The organism is Allorhizobium pseudoryzae, assembly GCF_011046245.1.
In the GTDB taxonomy this organism is placed as follows: domain Bacteria; phylum Pseudomonadota; class Alphaproteobacteria; order Rhizobiales; family Rhizobiaceae; genus Neorhizobium; species Neorhizobium pseudoryzae.
In genome coordinates this window covers 1004400-1024244 of the sequence record NZ_CP049244.1, presented here as the reverse complement: position 1 = coordinate 1024244, position 19845 = coordinate 1004400, and the positions used below count along the sequence as shown (strand labels likewise).

The 19845-nt window shown below is 63.8% G+C and carries 17 protein-coding genes; 6 read left to right on the top strand and 11 right to left on the bottom strand.

What is annotated here, in order from left to right; translation table 11 throughout:
* Positions 1 to 38: 38 nt before the first annotated feature.
* From G6N78_RS23580 to G6N78_RS23570, 3 genes are all read right to left on the bottom strand, one after another.
* Entirely contained in the window at positions 39 to 995 is a 957-nt protein-coding gene (locus G6N78_RS23580) for a helix-turn-helix domain-containing protein (protein ID WP_165224710.1), read from the bottom strand.
* Positions 996 to 1126: 131 nt separating this feature from the next.
* On the bottom strand, positions 1127 to 3544 hold the full coding sequence (locus G6N78_RS23575; RefSeq protein ID WP_165224707.1) for a YbcC family protein: 2418 nt from the start codon (positions 3542 to 3544) through the stop codon (positions 1127 to 1129).
* Positions 3545 to 3548: 4 nt separating this feature from the next.
* Positions 3549 to 5117: a proton-conducting transporter transmembrane domain-containing protein gene (locus G6N78_RS23570; RefSeq protein ID WP_165224704.1), complete on the bottom strand. Its 1569-nt coding sequence runs from the start codon at positions 5115 to 5117 to the stop codon at positions 3549 to 3551.
* Between the two features lie 99 nt (positions 5118 to 5216).
* Between G6N78_RS23570 and G6N78_RS23565 the strand changes: the two genes are divergently transcribed.
* Entirely contained in the window at positions 5217 to 6113 is an 897-nt protein-coding gene (locus tag G6N78_RS23565; protein ID WP_165224701.1) for a LysR family transcriptional regulator, read from the top strand.
* A 175-nt stretch (positions 6114 to 6288) separates the two neighbouring features.
* Here G6N78_RS23565 and G6N78_RS23560 read toward each other — a convergent pair whose 3' ends face one another.
* The 5 genes from G6N78_RS23560 to G6N78_RS23540 form a co-directional block, all read right to left on the bottom strand.
* Complete coding sequence (locus G6N78_RS23560; protein ID WP_165224698.1) at positions 6289 to 7140, bottom strand: dipeptide ABC transporter ATP-binding protein; 852 nt, start codon at positions 7138 to 7140, stop codon at positions 6289 to 6291.
* Entirely contained in the window at positions 7137 to 7988 is an 852-nt protein-coding gene (locus G6N78_RS23555) for an ABC transporter ATP-binding protein (protein ID WP_165224695.1), read from the bottom strand. The genes G6N78_RS23560 and G6N78_RS23555 overlap by 4 nt, the downstream gene beginning before the upstream one ends.
* A gap of 2 nt (positions 7989 to 7990) precedes the next feature.
* A complete protein-coding gene (locus G6N78_RS23550) occupies positions 7991 to 8899 on the bottom strand; it encodes an ABC transporter permease subunit (protein ID WP_165224692.1) in 909 nt (302 codons plus the stop codon).
* Positions 8900 to 8914: 15 nt separating this feature from the next.
* Positions 8915 to 9919 (bottom strand): ABC transporter permease subunit, encoded by a 1005-nt coding sequence (locus G6N78_RS23545; RefSeq protein ID WP_165224689.1) that lies wholly within the window; start codon positions 9917 to 9919, stop codon positions 8915 to 8917.
* Positions 9920 to 10077: 158 nt separating this feature from the next.
* Entirely contained in the window at positions 10078 to 11673 is a 1596-nt protein-coding gene (locus G6N78_RS23540; protein WP_165224686.1) for an ABC transporter substrate-binding protein, read from the bottom strand.
* Positions 11674 to 12178: 505 nt separating this feature from the next.
* Here G6N78_RS23540 and G6N78_RS23535 point away from each other — a divergent pair.
* Complete coding sequence (locus G6N78_RS23535; protein WP_165224683.1) at positions 12179 to 12685, top strand: cupin; 507 nt, start codon at positions 12179 to 12181, stop codon at positions 12683 to 12685.
* A gap of 266 nt (positions 12686 to 12951) precedes the next feature.
* On the opposite strand, the gene G6N78_RS23530 is transcribed toward G6N78_RS23535, so the two are convergent.
* Entirely contained in the window at positions 12952 to 13377 is a 426-nt protein-coding gene (locus G6N78_RS23530) for an ArsR/SmtB family transcription factor (protein WP_165224680.1), read from the bottom strand.
* Positions 13374 to 14021: a peroxiredoxin gene (locus G6N78_RS23525; RefSeq protein WP_165224677.1), complete on the bottom strand. Its 648-nt coding sequence runs from the start codon at positions 14019 to 14021 to the stop codon at positions 13374 to 13376. The genes G6N78_RS23530 and G6N78_RS23525 overlap by 4 nt, the downstream gene beginning before the upstream one ends.
* Before the next feature lie 125 nt (positions 14022 to 14146).
* Between G6N78_RS23525 and G6N78_RS23520 the strand changes: the two genes are divergently transcribed.
* Both G6N78_RS23520 and G6N78_RS23515 read left to right on the top strand, forming a co-directional pair.
* Positions 14147 to 15073, top strand: coding sequence for an MBL fold metallo-hydrolase (locus tag G6N78_RS23520; protein WP_234906027.1), 927 nt, complete (start codon positions 14147 to 14149; stop codon positions 15071 to 15073).
* An 18-nt stretch (positions 15074 to 15091) separates the two neighbouring features.
* On the top strand, positions 15092 to 15883 hold the full coding sequence (locus tag G6N78_RS23515; protein WP_165224672.1) for a sulfite exporter TauE/SafE family protein: 792 nt from the start codon (positions 15092 to 15094) through the stop codon (positions 15881 to 15883).
* Between the two features lie 11 nt (positions 15884 to 15894).
* Here G6N78_RS23515 and G6N78_RS23510 read toward each other — a convergent pair whose 3' ends face one another.
* Positions 15895 to 16368 (bottom strand): RrF2 family transcriptional regulator, encoded by a 474-nt coding sequence (locus G6N78_RS23510; protein ID WP_165224669.1) that lies wholly within the window; start codon positions 16366 to 16368, stop codon positions 15895 to 15897.
* Positions 16369 to 16554: 186 nt separating this feature from the next.
* Between G6N78_RS23510 and cydD the strand changes: the two genes are divergently transcribed.
* Together cydD and G6N78_RS23500 are read left to right on the top strand one after the other, a co-directional pair.
* On the top strand, positions 16555 to 18162 hold the full coding sequence (gene cydD, locus G6N78_RS23505; RefSeq protein WP_165224666.1) for a thiol reductant ABC exporter subunit CydD: 1608 nt from the start codon (positions 16555 to 16557) through the stop codon (positions 18160 to 18162).
* The gene (locus G6N78_RS23500) at positions 18159 to 19811 is read left to right on the top strand and encodes an amino acid ABC transporter ATP-binding/permease protein (RefSeq protein WP_165224663.1); all 1653 of its coding nucleotides are present in this window, start codon (positions 18159 to 18161) and stop codon (positions 19809 to 19811) included. Before cydD ends, G6N78_RS23500 begins: the two co-directional genes overlap by 4 nt.
* Positions 19812 to 19845 lie beyond the last annotated feature (34 nt).

Genomic DNA, 19845 nt, shown 5'->3' with positions numbered 1-19845 from the left:
CGCCGCACAGTGTCGCAGTCCTGCGACACGCGTCACGCCTATTGCAGGTTAAACCGCTTCAGCTTGCGGTGCAGGGTGGCGCGGCTGAGACCGAGAATGTCCGCAGCCTTGGAGACATTGCCCTGGGTGCGCGACAGCGCCCGGCGAAGCGCGGCGCGCTCGGCCTCGTCGAGGTCGTTGATCGGGTCGCCCCGTTCCTCGCGCAGAGCATCGGCGGCCGGCAGGCCCTGGGCAATCAGCTGATCATCGAGCTTCAGCGCCAGCCGGGCGAGCCGGGTTGCGCCGATCACGAGATCGTCCTGGTCCACGGCCAGAAGCGCCGTCAGCGAATTTGCCTGCGGCACGAGCACGATCCGCGCCCCGGCAAAAGCCTGGCGAAAAAGGTTTGCCTCCACCCGCATGGCCGCCTCGCGCACTGCCTGCGAGAGCATGGACAGCGTCATGTCGGTCACGTCGTTGCGGCAGGTGGAAATGTCGAGCGCCGCCGTCACCCGCCCCAGATGGTCACGGATCGGCGCGGTGGCACAGGAGAGCCCGGTATTGGCGCTCAGGAAATGCTGGTCGCGGTGGATAATGACAGGCCGCTCATCGGCGAGCGCCGTGCCGATGCCGTTGGTGCCGACACAGGCTTCCGTCCAGACATGCTGCTGCCAGAGCCCAAGCGACCGGAAATCCGCATCATCGCCCGCGGCACCGCGGCGATCGACGACGATCCCTTGTGCATCAGACAGGATGATGCAGCAGCCGGAGCGGCCGACCGTCTGGTAGAGCCGGTCCACCTCTTCCGAAGAGCTGCCGATCAGTCGCTCCATGCGCTCGCGCGCTTCGCGAAAGGCGCCGTCTTCGATGCGTTGTGGCCGGGCCGCCTTCTCCGGCGCGAGGTGATACACATCCAGGCAGCGTCGCCAGGAGGCCGCGACGGGCGAAGCAACGACCGCCGAGGATTTTGCGGCCGTTTCATAAACGAGATCGGAATGACTGAGTTCACGCCGCATCCGCTCCTCCCAAAGCATCGCCAGACATTTAGCACGGTATCATAAAGCGCCTGCCGTGACCCTGACAAATGCAAAGAACGATGGGAGATCGAAGTGTCGCAGATGTGCGACACTTCGATCTGCGATAAAGCTCAGCCCGCCGCCTTCAGCGGAACGCTGCCCTTCCCTCCGTCGCCGAACGCGCTCCAGGCGAGGTCTCCGCTGTAGCGCTCCGCCATCTCACCCGCCTCGTTCAGGATGAACAGCGAGAGCCAGCCATTGTCGAACAGCGCCTTCACCGACGGGTGACGGGCGAGGATCTCATTGATGGCGTTTTTCGGTGCTTCGACCACCACCGACAATCTCAGCGGATCATGCGCAAAGCCTTCGCCATCATGCACGGACTGCAAGGCCAGACCGGCGCGCAGCAGACCGCCGTTGCCTTCCAGCACGCCGATGCCGCCGACGACGTTGTGCAGCAGCTTGTTGCCCGCACCGAACAGCGAGGGTGCGGTGGCGGAGCCGAAATACTGCAGGCTGATCCAGCTTGCGACGACGACCGGCGCCGTCAGGATCAGTTCTAGCACCTTGAACCCCTCATCCTTGCGCCAGACGTAGTCATGCAGGAAAGAGCGGCCATCGAGCGACAGGCTCGCCGTCCGCCGTCTCGGCGCGGCGATGAAGGCGGAGCAGCCGGCAAGCCCCCATTCCGGCCGCACCTCGGACCAATCACGGCTGCCGGCAGCGATGGACCGCTCGGAAGCCTGGGCTAGCCGCCTGGAGCGTTCGGCCCGTGCCAGCCGGCCGGCAGAGGCGAGCCAGAGCTTCAGGCGTGCGAGGTCTTCCGCATGCCCGGCCGTATCGATATCCGCATCAAAGAGCGTTACCGCATCCGTCGTCGTGTCATGCAGACCGGCGAGGAACAGCGTGTCCTGTGGCACCACGATGCCCTGCTCGATGAGCCCCTGGCGCACCGGCTCCTCGTTGAGGAGCGTTGCCAGCAGCCGCGCATTCACATCACCGGCATGGCCGCCGCAGGCGCCGCATTGCAGGGCGCTGGCGAGCGGATTGTTGGTGACGCTCGCACCGTGGCCGCAGATGAGGACGATGCGCGCGAAATCTTCGGTCAGCGACATGGCCTTCAGCACGGTGGCGGCCATGCCGACCTTCTGCTCCAACGGCAGCGCCTCCACCAGCCGCGGCTTGGCCGCGGGCTTGACATGACCGCCCAGCTTCAACGCCCCGGCGAGCAGTTTTGCCGCATAGACCGGCCCCATCGCCTCGACAAAGGCGAAAGACGAGACAGCCGCCTGCTTGAACCGGCCGAAGGCCCGCACGGCCCGCGCCTCAATCCGCGCAGCGCGATCCTTTTCGTCGCTCACTTCCGTGCAGCTGAAGAGGCCGGGCTTGAGCAGAACCGGCAGCCGGTGTTCCTTGAGATCCGAGGCCTCACCCCGATGTTCGGCACCCAGTCCGAAAAAGCCGGCAAAGCCCAGCGTCGCGACGCCGGCATCCGCACTTTCGAAGGCACGGCGAAAGACTTCGGACCGCACGTCGATGCAGAAGGCCGCCTGGACCGCAGACCGATGGACCGCCGTTGCCTCGACCGGCTTGGCTTTATCAGCTTTTGCCAGAAGAGCAGCCAGCCGCCGCTGCTCGGCCCGCTCGGCAGCCGCCTGCAGCACCGCATCGATCTCGCGATCCTGGCTCGGTACGATCGGTGCGCGGTGCGCCGCCAAGGCCTTCTGCCAGTCCGGTGCGAGCATCTCCTCATACTGCCGGTACAGCGCCTCCTCGAAGGCGAGCCGGATGGCCAGGAGGTCGATCACTGTCTCGTCGCACCGGCCATCCCGTTCCGCCGTGAAATCGAGGTGACGGGCATATTGGGCCCAGCCGCCGAGGCTGAGGAGCAGCTGATGGAAATAGGAACCGGGGACGGTGCCGATGCCGAGCGTCTCGGCACTCGCCGCAATCGCCCGGCTGGAGATCCGCGGCAGGTCCGCGACCGTCTGGGCAAAACCTTTGAGGCCCGCGATTTCGGGCGTCAGGTCGTGGCGCGCATAAATGCGCCAGGCGGCATAGAGTCCCTGCCCTTTCGGCGCCGTCCACAGCGCCTGGCCCTCATCGAAATGTCCGGCCGCAAAGGCACCGATCCGCTCTTCCACCAGCCGCGGCCAATCGATGCCGGAGGCGGTGCGGGCGAGATCGGCGATCGTCGGAATGGCGGCGACCGGGGCCGGCTCCCGCAGCGCAGCCGCCTTCAAGGCATCGAGCGTCATTGCGCCGGTCAGCGGACTGTCCGCCAGCGCTTCAGCCAGATCCGCTTGCGTGATGGTTCCCTCGGCGATTTTTCCAGCATACCAGGCGCGCGGCATGGCAATGCTGACACCGCTCAGACGAATGACCTGTTCGGCGGTTTCGGCAAAGCTGCGCCCGACCTGCCCCAGAAAGGGATTGACGGCAACAGTTGCGGAAAGCGACCAGGCCGGCGGGACTGCGTTCACCGCAGCGCGGATGAGCTTGGACAGATCGGCAGGCTGCGACGGGGCGGCAGGTGAAACGTGATCCATGATCTTAGTCCTTGGCAAGTGTTGCGGCTTGAACCCGGAAGTTTCCGAGCAGTCGGTCAAAGAGGGCATTCACGTACAATCCGTTGGCGAGGTGGACCCTGAGGCCCGCCAGTGCCGGATGATGCGCCCAGAGTGGAAAGAGCGACTGGGTAACGGCGATCACGCCGAAGGAGGTGACGGAGAGAAGCATCAGGCTCCATTCCAGTCGGCCTGGCTCCGGTGCCGGCGGCAGGGTGCCGGCCATCAGGTGATAGGCCGCCCATTGCAGGGCAAAGTAGCCGGTGGCCGCGGCGACGGAGTAGAGCGAGGTCCGCCAAGTAAGAGCCCATGGTGCGGCATCGGCAAAACCCTGTGCCACCAGATAGGCGACCCCGAAGATGAGGATCGCACCGAGCGCCAAGGCCTGCGGCGGCTTGTCCCAGAAGCCGAAGAGGAAGCCGATCACCCCGTAGATCACGAGCGCCAGAAGGAAGGCGCGGGCGACCGCAAAACCATCCGGCACGGCAACCGGACCGGGTCTGCGCGTTGCGGACACGGCCTCGATCGCCCCGCCGGAGGAGAGGAAGGCATGCGCCTTGTAGAGCGAGTGGGCGACGATGTGGAGGAGCGCGATCGGGAACAGCGCCAGGCCGCATTGGAGGATCATGAAACCCATCTGCGCGATCGTCGACCAGCCGAGCGAGGTCTTCACCGCGCTCTGCGTCAGCATCACCAGACCGCCGAAGAGAGCCGTGAAGCCGCCGATCATCACCAGCACCGCCAGCACGATCGGTGCATTCAACATCACGTCGGCAAATCGGATGAGCAGGAAACCACCGGCATTCACCACGCCGGCATGCAACAGCGCCGAGACGGGCGTCGGCGCCTCCATGACCTCCGTCAGCCAGCCATGCGTCGGGAACTGTGCCGATTTCAGCACGGCGGCCAGCGCCAGGAAGCCGGCGGCAATGAGCGCCATGGCGGGCGCCGCGTCGTCGCGCGCCGCAGCCAGGATCGTCGCGATGTCACTCGTACCGTAGGCGGACGCCAGCAGCAGGGCCGCAATCACGAGTGCCGCATCGCCTGCCCGCGAAACGAGGAATTTTTTGTGCGCCGCGCGGCGGGCGGCCTCCCGCTCCGGATAGAAGACCAGCAGCCGGTGCAGGAAGAGGCCGGATGCGATCCAGGCGGCCACGAACTGCGCGAGCGTGCCGGAGACGATAAGCAGCGAGACGGCGGCCAGCGTTGCGCTCATCCAGCCGGCGAAGGCGCCCTGCCGCGCTTCGCCGTCGAGATAGGTGGCACTGTATCTGAGCACCACCCAGCCGATGAAGGTGACGAGCAGCAACATGACCACGCTGACGAGATCGATCCGGCCCGCAAGGCCGACAAGCGACGTGCCGATCAGCGGGCTGGTGCCGGCACCGTTCAGCGCCAGGAGGATCGCTGCAGCACCCGCGGTGCCGATCGCAAGGAGAGACAGAAGGTTGACGAGGGCGAGCACCCCGCGCGGGCGCTGCTGCGGTCCGGCAAAGGCAATTCCGGCGGCCAAGCCAAACAGAGCCGCGGGCACAAGGGCGAGCAAATAGGTCATCACAACTCCTGCCGTTCATTCAACGGCTCGTGAGTTAGCACCTGCAATATTCGAATAAAAATTCATTGTTTTGGCTGTTTCATTCTATAAAATAGAACGATGAGCGAGTTGAACTATCACCACCTGCGCTATTTCCGGGCCGTTGCGCATGACGGCAATCTCACCCGTGCCGCGGAACGGCTGAATCTGTCGCAATCGGCGCTATCAATCCAGATCAAGCAGCTGGAGGAACGGCTCGGCCACCAGCTGTTCGAACGACGCGGCCGGCAGCTCTATCTGACGGAGGCGGGACGGATCGCGCTCGATCACGCCGACACGATCTTTGCCACCGGCGACGAATTGCTTCAGACGCTGCGCCAGACCGGCACCACCCGGCGGGCCATCCGCATCGGCGCCCTGGCGACGCTGTCACGCAACTTCCAGCTGGAGTTCATCCGGCCCCTGCTCGACCGCACCGATGTCGAGCTGATCCTGCGCTCCGGCAGCACGGCGGAGTTACTTGGCGCACTGGAGACCTTGAACCTCGATATCGTGCTTTTGACACAGCCACCCGCTGCCGATGCGGTGACGCCCTTCGTTTCGGAGCAACTCTACCAGCAGCGCGTCAGCCTCATCGGTTCACCGGCCCTCGCTTCCGGCAAACAGGAACTCGGCAAGATGCTGGCGCAGCATCCGATGATCCTGCCGACGCTCGAAAGCGGGGTCCGGCTGCAGTTCGAGGCGCTTGCCGCGCGGCTCGGGGTCACGCCACAAATCGCGGCGGAGGTGGAGGACATGGCGATGATGCGTCTCCTCGCCCGCTCCGGCGTCGGTCTTGCGGTGATGCCGCCGATCGTCGTGCAGCAGGAGTTGGAAACCGGCATGCTGAGCGAACTCGATACGCTTCCGGGCATCGTCGAGAACTTTTACGCCGTGCAGATCAAGCGGCGCTTTCCCAATCCGCTGATCCGCGTGCTGCTGGATGCCGGCCAGTGGACGAGTGGGAAAGGTGGCTGAACCAGATCAGACGGAAGGACGGTGCGGGTATCTTCCTTCTCCCCGTCTGGACGGGGAGAAGGTGGCGGCAGCCGGATGAGGGGCATGCCAAACTGTTGTGCCAGCTCATTGCCCCTCACCCCAGCCCTCTCCCCGCTCGCGGGGAGAGGGAGTAGAAGCTACAGCTCGCCGACGATCAGGCGACGGCCTGCTTGCGGGCGAGGCGCGCGCGGATGGATTCGACGTCGGCGCGCGGCGTCGCGGCAAACAGGGTGCGCGTGTACTCGTGCTTCGGATCAGCAAAGACCTCTTCGCGCGAACCGTATTCGACCGCTTCGCCGTAATACATCACCATCACCTCGTCGGCGATGTATTTGACCACCGACAGATCGTGGCTGATGAACACGTACGTGAGGCCGAACTCTTCCTGCAGGTCGGCGAGCAGGTTCAGCACCTGGGCCTGCACCGACAGATCGAGCGCCGAGACCGGCTCGTCCAGCACCAGAAGTTTCGGGTTGAGCATCAGTGCCCGGGCAATCGCGATGCGCTGGCGCTGGCCGCCCGAGAACATGTGCGGATAACGATTGTAGTGCTCCGGGGCGAGACCGACCTTGACCAGCATGTCGGTCGCCCGCTCGCGGCGTTCCGCCGCCGACATCTTCGTGTTGATCGCCAGCGGTTCGCCCAGAACATCGCCGATCTTCTGGCGTGGATTGAGCGAGCCATAGGGGTTCTGGAAGACGATCTGAACCTTGCGGCGCATTTCGGCCGTGAGGTGGCCGGGCCGTGTATCGACCGTCTTGCCCTCGATCAGCAGTTCGCCCGCCGTCGGCTCGTCGATGAAGGTCAAAATGCGAGCCAGCGTTGACTTGCCGCAGCCGCTTTCGCCGACGATCGCGAGCGTCTTGCCGGCATCGAGTTGGAAGGACACGCCCTTCACCGCATGCACCACCTTCTCAGGCTTAAAGAGCCCCTGCGAGACGTGGTAATCTTGCTTGATGTTGCGGATTTCCAGCATGGGAACCGCGTTGTTTGTCGTCGCCGTCATCGTGCGCCTCCGGCCAGTTCGTCCGCCGTCATGAAGTCCGAGACCGTACTCAACCGATCACCCGTTGCGTTTTCCGGCAGGGCCGACAGCAGTGCCCGCGTGTAAGCGTTCTTCGGCGCCTCGAAGAGCGACAGCACATCGGCCTCTTCCATCTTGCGGCCCTTGTACTGCACGATGACGCGGTCGGCGGTTTCCGCCACCACACCCATGTCGTGGGTGATCATGATCAGGCCCATGCCGTACTTGACCTGCAGCGACATCAGGAGATCCAGGATCTGCTTCTGGATCGTCACGTCGAGGGCGGTCGTCGGCTCGTCGGCGATGAGCAGCTTCGGATTACAGGCAATCGCAATCGCGATCATCACGCGCTGGCACTGGCCGCCCGACATCTGGTGCGGAAAGTGGTTGAGCCTTTCTGCCGGGTTCGGCAGGCCGACCTGGGTGAAGAGCTCGATCGCGCGGGCACGCCGTTCCTTTTTGCCCATCCCCATGTGGATGCGCAGGACTTCCTCGATCTGGAAGCCGACAGTGAAGCACGGATTGAGGCTGGCGATCGGCTCCTGGAAGATCATCGCCATGTCCTTGCCGATCAGCTTGCGCCGTTCGCCATCGGAGAGCGCGCGGATATCGCGGCCCTGGAACAACATCTTGTCGGCGGTGATCTTCGCCGTCCAGGGCAGAAGCCCCATCACGGCGAGCATCGACACGGATTTGCCCGAGCCGCTTTCGCCGACGATCGCCAGCACTTCCCGCTCATCAACCGAGAGGGACACGCCATCGACCGCCTTGAACCAGCCGCTGGCGGTTTCGAACTGGACGGTCAGGTTTTCAATCTCAAGAAGCGCCATGATCAGGACCTCTTCATTTTCGGGTCGAGCGCGTCGCGCAGGCCGTCACCCATCAGGTTGATCGCCAGCACGGTGATGAGAATGGCAAGACCGGGGAAGGTCACCACCCACCAGGCGCGCAGGATGAATTCGCGCGCTTCGGCCAGCATCGTGCCCCATTCCGGTGCCGGCGGCTGGGCGCCCATGCCGAGGAAGCCGAGCGCTGCGGCATCGAGGATCGCGTTCGAGAAGGAGAGCGTCGCCTGGACGATCAGCGGTGCGGTGCAGTTCGGCAGGATGGTGCGGAACATCAGACGGAACGGGCCGGCGCCGGAGATACGGGCGGCCGTCACGTAATCGCGCGTCAGTTCCGCCATCACGGCGGCGCGCGTCAGGCGCACGAAATGCGGCTGCAGCGTCAGCGCAATCGCGATCATGCCGTTCGTGAGACTGGGGCCGAGGATCGCGACCAGCACGAGAGCAAGCAGCAGCGACGGGAAGGCGAGGATGATGTCCATCAGGCGCATGATCACCGTATCGACCCAGCCGCGGTAATAACCGGCGATCAGGCCGACCAGGATGCCGCCGGTCAGCGACAGCGTGGTGACGAACAGGCCGATGAACAGCGAATACTGCGCGCCGTAGATGAGGCGCGACAGGATATCGCGTCCCACCGCATCTGTGCCCAGCAGATAGGTGGCGCGGCCACCCTCCAGCCAGACCGGCGGCACCAGAACGGCATCGCGATACTGTTCGAAGGGCGAATGCGGTGCGATGATCGAAGCGAAGACCGCCACGATGACAAGCGCGATGAACACGAACAGGCCGATGACGGCGCCGCGGTTTTCGGAAAAGTAGAACCAGAATTCGGCGAGCATCTGGCGGCGAAGCGCCGCGTTGCTGACCGCCTGGGTCTTGGCTGTGTCTGCCATGGGATTTTCTCCTTCTTAGTGGCGGATACGCGGGTTGACGAGACCGTAGAGCAGGTCGACGATCAGGTTCACCACCATGATGATGCCGGCGATCAGGAGCAGGCCGCCCTGGATGACCGGATAATCGCGGCGGAAAACGCTATCCACCATCCACTTGCCGATGCCCGGCCAGGAAAAGATGGTTTCCGTCAGGATCGCGCCAGCCAGCATCACGCCGATCTGCAGGCCGATCGTGGTGATGACCGGGATCATGGCATTGCGCAGCGCGTGCAGGCTGACGACGCGGAAGGGCGACAGTCCCTTGGCGCGCGCCGTGCGGATATAGTCCTCCGACAGCACTTCCAGCATGGCAGACCGCGTCTGGCGGGCGATCACCGCGAGCGGGATCGTCGCAAGCACGATGGAGGGCAGGATCAGGTGGCTGACGGCCGAGGAGAAGGCGCCCTTCTGGCCGGAGATCAGCGAATCGATCAACATGAAGCCGGTGACCGGCTTGAAGAAATACATCAGCGAAATGCGGCCCGAGACCGGCGTCCATTGCAGGATACCGGAAAACAGGATGATGAGAAGCAGGCCCCACCAGAAGATCGGCATGGAATAGCCGACGAGCGCGACACCCATCATCGACTGGTCAACCACCGAGCCGCGCTTGATCGCGGCAATCACCCCGGCCGGAATGCCGATGACCACGGCGATCAGGATGGCGCAGAAGGAAAGTTCGACGGTCGCCGGAAACAGCGCCCAGAATTGCTTCAGAATCGGCGTTTTCGAGACGATCGAGGAGCCGAAATCTCCGGTCAGCACGCCGCCCAGATAATCGAAATATTGAATTACCATCGGCCGGTCGAGGCCGAGCTGCGCACTGATCTGCGCATGCCGTTCCGGCGACATGACCCGTTCGCCGGACAAAAGCGCCACCGGATCGCCCGGAAGCAGCCGGATGAAGGCAAACGCGATGATGGAGACCCCGATGAACGTCGGGATCAGCACGGCGAGACGCCGCAAGAGGAAGCCAAACATGGTGGACCTGTTGTTTTTCTGAAGGCTGGTTCTGGCCGACACAAGACATGCCGGGACTTTGCCAGACCTTGGATCATGCCCTTCCGCGAGCATCGATCTTTGAGGAAAAGCCGCGGAATGTCACCATTCCGCGGCCTGTCATGCGTCATAATGGCCGATTATTCGGCGATATCGACGTTCTCGAAGGTGAAGTCGCCGAGCGGGCTCTGGACGAAGCCGGTCACTTCCTTGCGCATCGGAACGACGGACAGGGAGTGGTCGAGCGTGGCCCAGGGCGCTTCCTTCTTGAAGATGACCTGCGCCTCTTCATAGAGCTTGGTGCGCTCTGCCTGGTCGGAGGTGACCTTGGCCTTCTTCACGAGAGCGTCGAACTCCTTGTTGCACCACTGGGCGCGGTTGTTGCCGCCGACGGCATCGCAACCGAGCAGGGTGTCAAGGAAGTTGTCCGGATCGCCGTTGTCGCCGGTCCAGCCGAGCATGGCGGCACCGTCACGATCCTTGGCCTTCGAACGCTGCAGATATTCTGCCCATTCGTAGGAAACGATCTCGACCTTGACGCCGATCTTGGCAAAGTCGTCCTGCATGATCTCGGCTGCACGACGGGCGTTCAGCATGTAGGGACGCGAAACCGGCATGGCCCAGATCTTCATCGACAGATCCTTTACGCCGGCATCCGCCAGCATCTTCTTTGCGGCGTCGAGATCGTAGGCGTCGTCCTTGACGTCCTTGTTATAGGACCACATGGTCGGCGGGATCGGGTTCGTTGCCGGTGTTGCCATGCCCTGGAACACGGCCTCGACGATCGCCTTCTTGTTGATCGCCTTGTTGAGCGCCTTGCGCACTTCCGGCTTGTCGAACGGCGCCTGGGTGGTGTTGTAGGCGAGGTAGGCGACGTTCAGGCCTTCCTGTTCCATCACCTTCAGGTTGGAGTCCGACTTCATCGACTGCACGTCGGCGGCATTCGGATACGGCATCAGGTGGCATTCGCCGGCCTTCAGCTTCTGGTAACGGACGGCGGCATCGGTGGTGATGGCGAAGACCAGATCGTCGATCTTCGGCGCACCGCCCCAGTAATCGGCATTCTTGGCGTAGCGGATAACCGCATCCTGCTGGTAACCGACGAAGGAGAACGGACCGGTGCCGAGCGGCATCTGGTTCAGCTGTTCCTTCTTGCCGGCCTTGTCCAGGCTGTCGGCATATTCCTTCGACATGATCGACGCGAACGGCATGGCGAGGTTGGCGAGGAACGGCGCTTCCGGACGGTTCAGCACGAACTTGACCGTCAGGTCATCGACCTTCTCGACCGACTTGATGAGTTCCGGGAAACCCATGCCGGCGGCATATTCCCACGACGTGCCAGCAACATACTGGTGCCACGGGTTGTCCTTGTTGATCTGGCGATCGATCGAGAACACCACGTCATCGGCATTCAGCGTGCGGGTCGGCGTGAAGAATTCCGTTGTGTGGAACTTGACGCCCGGGCGCAGCTTGAAGGTATATTCCTTGCCATCGTCCGAAACGGTCCAGCTTTCCGCAAGTCCGGCAACCGGCTTCGTCGTGCCGGGTTCGAACTCCAGCAGGCGGCTGTAGACCGGATGCGCAGACGCATCAAACGTGGTGCCGGCGGTGTAAAGGCCCGGATCGAAACCTTCCGGAGAACCTTCAGAGCAGAACACGAACGTCTTTGCGCTCGCGGCGGTCGACAGGAAGGACGCCGCGAGAAGTGCCGCAGCAAAGCCAAATTTGTATTTCATTGTTATCTCCCATAGGTGCGACATGGATTCGTCCGACGTCGCTCCGTGTTCGGTTTGCAGATAGCAGATGTTGGGGAGAGAAGATTGTTTTTTCTCTCGCTTTCCCCTGCACAACATCCTGCCACCACCGCCTTTGCGCCGCAAACCCGTCCAAATTCGCGGGAAAGTACGCGCAGCAGTGCCTCCCTCATATCCTTTAGGGGCGCCTTGTAAAGGCGCGGGCTTGCCCGTTGCGCGTGAATTCTTCGGAAAAATTACGAGACTTTCCGATCTGTAAAAATATGACAGGAAAACAGAAATAATATTTCAAACGATCTCGCACTGCAGCACAATCCATCTACAGCCTGAACTGGTCACTATAGAAAATTTGCGACGTGCGATAGGAGCCGGCAGAATCTGCCGCTGAGCCGGTCGCCTCCAGACTGGAACCTCCCGCCGATCCACGGCTTGTTGCAGCGGGCCCGTTGCCGGATGCAACAAGGGCAACGGCAATGAGGAGAAGGCAATGACTGAGCCCGACGCAATGATGTTCGAGGCAAGCGACTGGGTACCCAACCATTCGGTCTTTCCGGTGCTGCTTTACAGCGCCGTGCTGCCGGGCGACGATGCGCATCGGGCGGAAGCCTTCGAAGAGCGGTTCTCGCAGAACGGCTGGCAGGACATCTGGCAAAACGGGATTTTTCCCTACCAGCATTACCACAGCCGGGCGCACGAGGTGCTGGGGATTGCCAAAGGCCATGTGCGGCTTCTGATCGGCGGATCGACGGGCAAGATCATTGAGGCGAAGGCGGGCGATTGCCTGGTGCTGCCGGCCGGCACCGGACACATGCGGCTGGAAGCAACCGCTGATTTCCTGGTGATCGGCGCCTATCCGCCGGGGCAGGAGGCCGACATCCTGACGGACGCGCCGACCGAGGCGCAAAAGAGCAGCATTGCGACACTTCCACCACCGGAAACGGACCCGCTCTTCGGGCCGGACGGCCCGCTGGGAGAACTTTGGCGGGCGGGCTGATCAAAGCTGGATACCCGCCCTATCCGCGGCGGGTCTTCCCTAAAAGTTTTGCCATTTGCTAATTCGCTTGCCAATTCGCTTGGCGCGTGTACCACTGTGGCGGCTGCGTTGAGGAGCGCGGCTTTTCAGCGGTTTGGGAGGACTGCCAATGCTACTTACAGGTGTCGCACTCGCTTTCTGTCTTGGGATCGGCGGCATCGCATTCTTCCGGTGGCGCGACGGGACGTGACACACAAGGTGCGCGGCTGACGACCGCGCGCCCCTCGTCATACGGGATCAAGCCTCGCCCACTGGGCGCTTTCGCCAGCCTCTGCAGCTGCGGAACCTAGGCCTGTTGAGGCAACCCTCATTGACGTCTCGCTGGTAACCACCTGTTTCTGCACATCCGGCGGGCAAAACAGCGCAAACAGCGTCTGCATGACGGCGCTGACTCGATCATCGGCGACCGAATAAAAAATCTGCCGGGATTCCCTCCTGGTTTTCACCACGCCCGCCGTCCTGAGTTCGGCCAGCTGCTGGGAAAGCGCTGGCTGCTTCAAGCCAAGCTCGTCCTGGATATCGCCCACGGACCGTTCGCCCCCGGCAATGTAACAGAGCAGCATCAGCCTGGTCGGGGTGCTGAACAGGCGCATGAATTCCGCCGCTTCGGCAGACCGTTCCTGCATCATCTCGAGCGGAAGACGAGGTGTCATGGGCGCCGCTCCCGATAATACCAGGCCTGGCCGGGTTCGGCCTGCCGGGCCGTCTCCAGCGTCTGCGCCGCCGGTTCGACCAGCGCACAGCCCGGCTGCCAGCCTTCGGGCGTGAGCGCCCCCTCCCTCTCGGAGACCTGCAAGGCCTCCACCAGCCGCAACAATTCGTCCACCGAACGTCCGACCGTCATGGGATACCAGACGATGGCGCGGATGATGCCGTGCGGGTCGATGATGTAGGTGGCGCGCACCGTGGCGCTGCTGGCCGAGGTGCTGTCCAGCATGCCGTAGGCTTTTGCGATCACCATGGAACTGTCCTCGATCAGCGGAAAACCGACACGGACACCGAAGTTGCGTTCGATATCCTGCAGCCAGGCGACATGGGCGTAGAGACTGTCCACCGACAGCCCGAGCAGGTCGCAATCCAGGCGGCGGAACCTTTCTTCGGCTTTGGCGAAAGCGAGGAACTCGCTGGTGCAGACCGCCGTGAAGTCCGCCGGGTGGGAGAAGAATAGAACCCAGCGGCCGCGATAGGAGGAAAGGGAAATGTCACCGGCGGTCGAACGGGCCGTGAAACCGGGCGCACGGTCGTTCAGACGCAGCGCGCCGCGCCTCAGATCATCCGCGTCATCCATCACTTGCATGAACCAGAACCCTCCGTCGCTCAAGCGCGACCTATACCGAAGCGCGCCTCATTGCCAAACCATAATTCCACACTTGCATATTTAACGCAAATATGTATTTATGGGATCACGAGATGGAGGAAGCCATGTCCGACAACGCTCTTCAACACGCAGCCGAACTGATTCATGCCGCTTTGGCCGATAAACAGCTGAAACCGATTGTCCGGTCGTTTTTCGACCCGGCGACCTTTACGATCAGCCACGTGGTGCGCGATCCGGGATCCAGAGCCTGCGCCATCGTCGATAGCGTGCTCGATTACGATCCCGCCTCCGGCCGCACGATGACCGATTCTGCTCGTGCGCTGATCGACTACATCAAAACCGAGAACCTCGAGGTTCAGTGGCTGCTCGAAACGCATGCCCATGCCGACCACCTTTCGGCAGCGCCCCTGCTGCAGGCCGAACTGGGCGGTCAGCTTGCCATCGGCCACGAGATCATCCGGGTGCAGGAAGTCTTCGGCAAGATCTTCAACGCCGGCACGGAATTCCAGCGGGATGGCAGCCAGTTCGACCACCTTTTCGAGGATGGCGACCGTTTTCGCATCGGCAATCTGGAGGCGACGGTGCTGCATGTTCCCGGTCACACGCCGGCCTGCCTCGCTTACGTGGTCGGCGACGCGATCTTTCCAGGCGACACGCTGTTCATGCCGGATTACGGCACGGCGCGCTGTGATTTTCCGGGTGGCGATGCCCGCACGCTCTACCGCTCGATCCAGCGCCTGATGCAGTTGCCGGGTGAAGCGCGGATGTTCCTCTGCCATGATTACAAGGCCCCGGGCCGCGACGTCTATGCCTGGGAAACCACCGTGGAGGCAGAGCGCACCGGCAATATCCACGTCCGCAACGGCATTTCCGAGGACGACTTCGTCCAGATGCGCACCGAACGCGACAGGACGCTGTCCGTGCCCAAGCTGATCCTGCCGTCCGTGCAGGTCAACATGCGGGCCGGCAAGCTGCCGCCGGCGGAGGAGAACGGCGTGCAGTACCTGAAGATCCCGGTCAACGCGCTGTGACGCAACAGGTGCCGCCCGATGCTGCTTGAACCCCTGCAATACGCGCTTGGCGCGCTCTCCGGCGGCCTCGTCGGCTTCACGCTCGGCCTGTTCGGCGGTGGCGGCTCGATCCTTGCCGTGCCGCTGATGGTCTATGTGGTCGGGGTTCCGAACCCGCATCTGGCGATCGGCACCAGCGCCTTTGCGGTGGCGGCCAATGCCTTTACCAACATGCTGAGCCATGCCAAGGCCGGCCATGTGAAGTGGCGCTGCGCCGGCATTTACAGCGTTGCCGGCATTCTCGGGGCCTTTGTCGGCTCCACCCTCGGCAAGATGATCGACGGCCAGAAACTGCTCATCCTGTTTTCGCTGCTGATGCTGGTAGTCGGCGTGCTGATGTTCAAGAGACGCGGCGCGGAAGGCAATCCGGGCGCGCAGTGTTCGCGGGAAAACGCGCCGAAAGTGGTTGGTTTCGGCGGGCTGACCGGCATCTTCTCCGGCTTCTTCGGCATCGGCGGCGGCTTCCTGATCGTGCCGGGGCTGATTGCCTCCACCGGCATGCCGATCCTGTTTGCCATTGGCTCGTCGCTCGTCGCCGTCACCGCGTTTGGTCTGACGACGGCCCTGAACTATGCCTTGTCCGGCTATGTCGATTGGCTGCTCGCCCTCGTCTTTGTCGGCGGCGGCGTGCTGGGTGGACTGCTGGGCGGGCTGCTGGCCGCCAATCTTTCGGCCCGCAAGGGCATGTTGAACAGCCTGTTTGCCGGGCTGATCTTCGTGGTCGCGGCCTACATGCTCTATCGCAGCAGCGGAACCCTGCTGTCCAGCTGACGCGTTGTGCCCTACGCCTCGACCGCTGACGGGCAGGCTTCGAGCAGCCGCGGACCAAGGCTCAGCAAGGCCTCCAGTCCACAATTGCCGGCCACCAGATCGTTCAGCGAGACGCGGTCCATTTCGCGGTAAAAGGCCTCGGTCGCCGCCGCGATATAGGCTTTCAATCGGCAGGCACCCGCCAATGGACAGGTATTCGTCAGCGGATCAAAACACTCCGCCACCGGCACGCCGGCTTCAAACTGGCGAAACACAGTGCCGATCGAGATCAGATGGCCGGGCAGGGCAAGCCGCAGACCGCCGCCGCGGCCCCGGATCGTCTCCAGAAAGCCCAGCGCCTGCAGCGCGGATACGACGTGCAGCAGGTGATTGAGCGATGCATTGCAACTGCGAGCGATATCGGCGGTGCGAACGGTCCGAGCCTCATTGACCGCGCACATCATCAGAATCCGCACCGCCAGGTTCGTTCTGGTCGTCAGTCGCATCGCCCCTCCCCGCATGGTTGCAGGACCATCCTATGACCGGAAGTTTTCGCATCGTATGTGATCTAGATCAGTTCGCGGATGGTTTTTGCCCTTTATCTCGCATGACAAATGCCAGTTTCGAGGTTGCAAGTGGCCAGACACCGGAATGCAGAGCAGCGGAGACGGCCCTCTCCGCTCAGCCAATTGATGACGGCGGTGCAGAAGCCTTTGCGGCGCGCGGGCCTTCTGTCGGCGGTCGCCTCGATGTTGTGGCCGATCCAGGCCTGGCTTGTGGCGGAGGCACTGGAGAGCCTTCTCACCGGAAAGCCGGTATCCGCGACAGCCGTGGCCATGGGGTTTGCGACGATCGGCCTGCTGCGTGGGCTGATGCACTGGCAGGCGGAGGCAATGGCACAGACGGCGGCCGATACCGTCGTGGCAGAGGTGCGCGACAGGCTCGTCCGCACGGAGGCGCGTCGTGCCGAGGACGGTTCGCGCGGCGGCGCCGGTGCGATTGCGGCGCTTGCGACCGAGAAGCTGCAGATGCTGGTGCCCTATGCCACCCGCTATCTGCCGGCGCAGATCCGTGTTTCCACCGTCCCGCTGCTCATCCTGGCGCTGGCCTTCTGGCAATCCTGGGCCGCCGGCCTCATTCTCTTGATCAGCGGCCCGCTCATCCCCGTCTTCATGGCGCTCGTCGGCATGGCCGCCAAGGAGGCCAGTGCACGGCAGATGGTCGAGATCGGCGCGATCAACGATGTGCTCGTGGAACGTCTGTCGGCGCTTCTGGACATTCGCCTTCTTGGAGCCGGTCAGACAGTGGAAGCAGCCTTTGCCGCGAGTGCGGGAGATCTTCGCCGGCGGACCATGGCGGTGCTTGCGATCGCCTTTCTCTCCTCGACGGTGCTGGAACTGTTTGCCGCAATCGGGGTCGCCATGATGGCCGTTTACGTCGGCTTCACCCTGCTCGGCACGATCGCCTTCGGCACCTGGGGCGCCGGGCTCTCGCCGGCGGCCGGCATCTTCCTCTTGCTTCTCGCGCCGGACTTCTACCAGCCGCTGCGTGACCTTGCCTCCGCCTGGCACGACCGGGCGGGTGCGGCGGCAGTCGCCGACGAAGTAGCTGCCTGGGAGGCCGATGACACCACGGCCGTGCCCGGCACCGGACAGCGCTCAGAACCGCTCGAAGGGCCGGCATCGATCCGCCTGAGCAACTGCGTCTCCGCATCCGGGGCACCGCTCCCGGACATCTCGATCGCGCCCGGAGAAAGCGTCGCGCTTGTCGGACCGAGCGGTGCCGGCAAGACGTCTGCGCTCAGACTGATGGCCGGGCTTGCCGCTGCGGCTGAAGGCTCGGTCACGGTGGCCGGCCGGCCGCTGACGGACGAGACCGCGGACGGTTGGCGCTCGCGCCTCGGCTGGATGCCGCAGGCACCGCATTTCCTCCACGCCAGCATTCAGCACAACCTGACGCTTGGCCGGCCGGGGGACCTCGACGCCGCACTGAAGCAGGCGGGGGTCGATGCCGTCGTCGCCGGCCTGCCGAAAGGGCTTTCGACGCGACTGGGCGAGCGGGGCGCCGGACTGTCCGGTGGCGAAGCCCGGCGGCTGACGCTGGCCCGCGCCATCTTTTCCGGTCCGGACGTGGTGCTGGCGGACGAACCGACGGCGGATCTTGATGCAGAGACCGCCCGCCTCGTGACCGAAGGCCTGATGGCAGAGGCAGAACGCGGTGCAACGCTGGTGATTGCCACCCACGACATGGGCCTTGCCCGGCGCATGGACCGGATCATCCGCATCGGAGACAGGACATGACCGCGCTCTGGCATATTTTCAGGATCATCGTCTCAGACCAGCGGGCTGCGTTACTTCGCGGAGCAGCGCTCGGGGTTGTTGTGCTCCTCATGGGGGTCGCATTGCTCGGCCTCTCCGGCTGGTTCATCACGGCGGCCGCTGCGGCTGGCCTTGCCGGGCTCGGCACCGTTTTCGACGTGTTCCGTCCCTCCGCCATGGTGCGTTTCCTCGCGCTCGGGCGCACCGCCGCCCGCTACGGTGAACGCCTACTCACCCATGATGCAACGCTTCGGGCCTTGGAAACGCTGAGGCTGCGCCTGTTGCACGGGACTCTGTCCGCTCCGCTCCAACGGATGCAGACGATCCGCGGGCCGCAGGCATTGAACCGGTTGATGGCGGATATCGATGCCCTGGACGGCGTGCCGCTGCGCCTGGTCCTACCGCTCTGTTCGGCGCTTGTGGTGCAGTTGATCGCCGGCATCGCGCTGTGGTTCCTGGTCACCCCGTCCATCGCACTCTGGGTCACGATCGGATGGACGGCTGGTGCCGTGCTGGTGTTCTGGCCGAGCCTCGTCATGGCAACGCCCTTGTCGCGTCAGCGGGAGGCGGCAGCACAGGCCTTCCGCACGCGGCTGATCGATCTCATCCGCAGCCGGCGGGACCTGACGGTCTATGGGCGCCTGCAGGATCAGGTGGAGGCTGTAACCGCGGCGGAAACCCGACGACTGGCCATTCCTCTTGACCGGGTGGACCGGGCAACGGGTCTGGCCCTGTCGCTTCTGGCGACCGTGGTCGGCGCCGGCACGCTGTGGCTCGGCCTTCAGGCCGCGCAGGAGGGCCTGCTGCAGCCAGCCTTCGCAGCCCTCGCCTTCTTTGCCGCACTCGCACTGGCGGAAACCGTTGCGCCCTTGCGCCGCGCCGCCAGCGATCTCGGCCGGATGGCGGAAGCGGCACGGGGGGTGCGGCGCGACCTTGCCCGGACGGACGAGCAGCCGGCACCGTTTGAGGACAGGCAGCCACATGTCGATAACGGTCCGGCTCTCACCATCCGCAACCTCCAGCTTGCGCGGCAGGATGGCGAGGCTCGTTTGATCCAGGACCTGGGACTGGATGTCGCAGCCGGGGAAACGGTGGCGCTGTCCGGTGCCAGCGGCTGTGGCAAGTCAACGATCCTGCTCGCCATCGCCGCACTCTATCCCGTGGCAGGCGGCGAGATCCGCGTTCTTGGTCGCAGCCTGCCGCTCTGGCCCGAGGCAGCGTTGCGCGAGGTCCTGACGCTTCTGCCGCAACGCAGCGCCATCATGGCCGGTACGGTGCGGGAAACGCTGCAGCTTGCCGATCCGGGCCAGCGGGACGAGATGCTGTGGTCGGTGCTGAAATGTGTGCATCTGGAAACACTTGTGCAGGATCGGGGCGGGCTCGACATGCGTCTTGGCCATCTCGGCGAAGGCCTGTCCGGCGGCGAGGCGAGGCGCCTGGCATTGGCGCGGGCGCTTCTGCGGCGTCCTCACGTGCTGCTCTTGGATGAGCCGACCGAGGGGCTGGATGAGGAGACTGCGACGGCGGTTCTCGCCGGAATCCGGGCCTTCCTGCCACAGGCCGCGATCCTGATGGCATCGCACCGCGCGGTCGAAAAGGCTGCGGCCGATCGCGTGATCGTGCTCGAATAAGTCGTATCCCAAATGTGACTTATTGATCAGGATC

Excerpts from the sequence above, each read along its gene's own strand:
- G6N78_RS23550 (WP_165224692.1), bottom strand. The coding sequence starts at position 8,899 with ATGGCAGACACAGCCAAGACCCAGGCGGTCAGCAACGCGGCGCTTCGC.
- G6N78_RS23530 (WP_165224680.1), bottom strand. The coding sequence starts at position 13,377 with ATGACACCTCGTCTTCCGCTCGAGATGATGCAGGAACGGTCTGCCGAA.
- cydD (WP_165224666.1), top strand. The coding sequence starts at position 16,555 with ATGACGGCGGTGCAGAAGCCTTTGCGGCGCGCGGGCCTTCTGTCGGCG.
- G6N78_RS23525 (WP_165224677.1), bottom strand. The coding sequence starts at position 14,021 with ATGCAAGTGATGGATGACGCGGATGATCTGAGGCGCGGCGCGCTGCGT.
- G6N78_RS23580 (WP_165224710.1), bottom strand. The coding sequence starts at position 995 with ATGCGGCGTGAACTCAGTCATTCCGATCTCGTTTATGAAACGGCCGCA.
- G6N78_RS23510 (WP_165224669.1), bottom strand. The coding sequence starts at position 16,368 with ATGCGACTGACGACCAGAACGAACCTGGCGGTGCGGATTCTGATGATG.
- G6N78_RS23535 (WP_165224683.1), top strand. The coding sequence starts at position 12,179 with ATGACTGAGCCCGACGCAATGATGTTCGAGGCAAGCGACTGGGTACCC.
- G6N78_RS23570 (WP_165224704.1), bottom strand. The coding sequence starts at position 5,117 with ATGACCTATTTGCTCGCCCTTGTGCCCGCGGCTCTGTTTGGCTTGGCC.
- G6N78_RS23560 (WP_165224698.1), bottom strand. The coding sequence starts at position 7,140 with ATGACGGCGACGACAAACAACGCGGTTCCCATGCTGGAAATCCGCAAC.
- G6N78_RS23555 (WP_165224695.1), bottom strand. The coding sequence starts at position 7,988 with ATGGCGCTTCTTGAGATTGAAAACCTGACCGTCCAGTTCGAAACCGCC.
- G6N78_RS23515 (WP_165224672.1), top strand. The coding sequence starts at position 15,092 with ATGCTGCTTGAACCCCTGCAATACGCGCTTGGCGCGCTCTCCGGCGGC.
- G6N78_RS23520 (WP_234906027.1), top strand. The coding sequence starts at position 14,147 with ATGTCCGACAACGCTCTTCAACACGCAGCCGAACTGATTCATGCCGCT.
- G6N78_RS23545 (WP_165224689.1), bottom strand. The coding sequence starts at position 9,919 with ATGTTTGGCTTCCTCTTGCGGCGTCTCGCCGTGCTGATCCCGACGTTC.
- G6N78_RS23500 (WP_165224663.1), top strand. The coding sequence starts at position 18,159 with ATGACCGCGCTCTGGCATATTTTCAGGATCATCGTCTCAGACCAGCGG.
- G6N78_RS23575 (WP_165224707.1), bottom strand. The coding sequence starts at position 3,544 with ATGGATCACGTTTCACCTGCCGCCCCGTCGCAGCCTGCCGATCTGTCC.
- G6N78_RS23540 (WP_165224686.1), bottom strand. The coding sequence starts at position 11,673 with ATGAAATACAAATTTGGCTTTGCTGCGGCACTTCTCGCGGCGTCCTTC.
- G6N78_RS23565 (WP_165224701.1), top strand. The coding sequence starts at position 5,217 with ATGAGCGAGTTGAACTATCACCACCTGCGCTATTTCCGGGCCGTTGCG.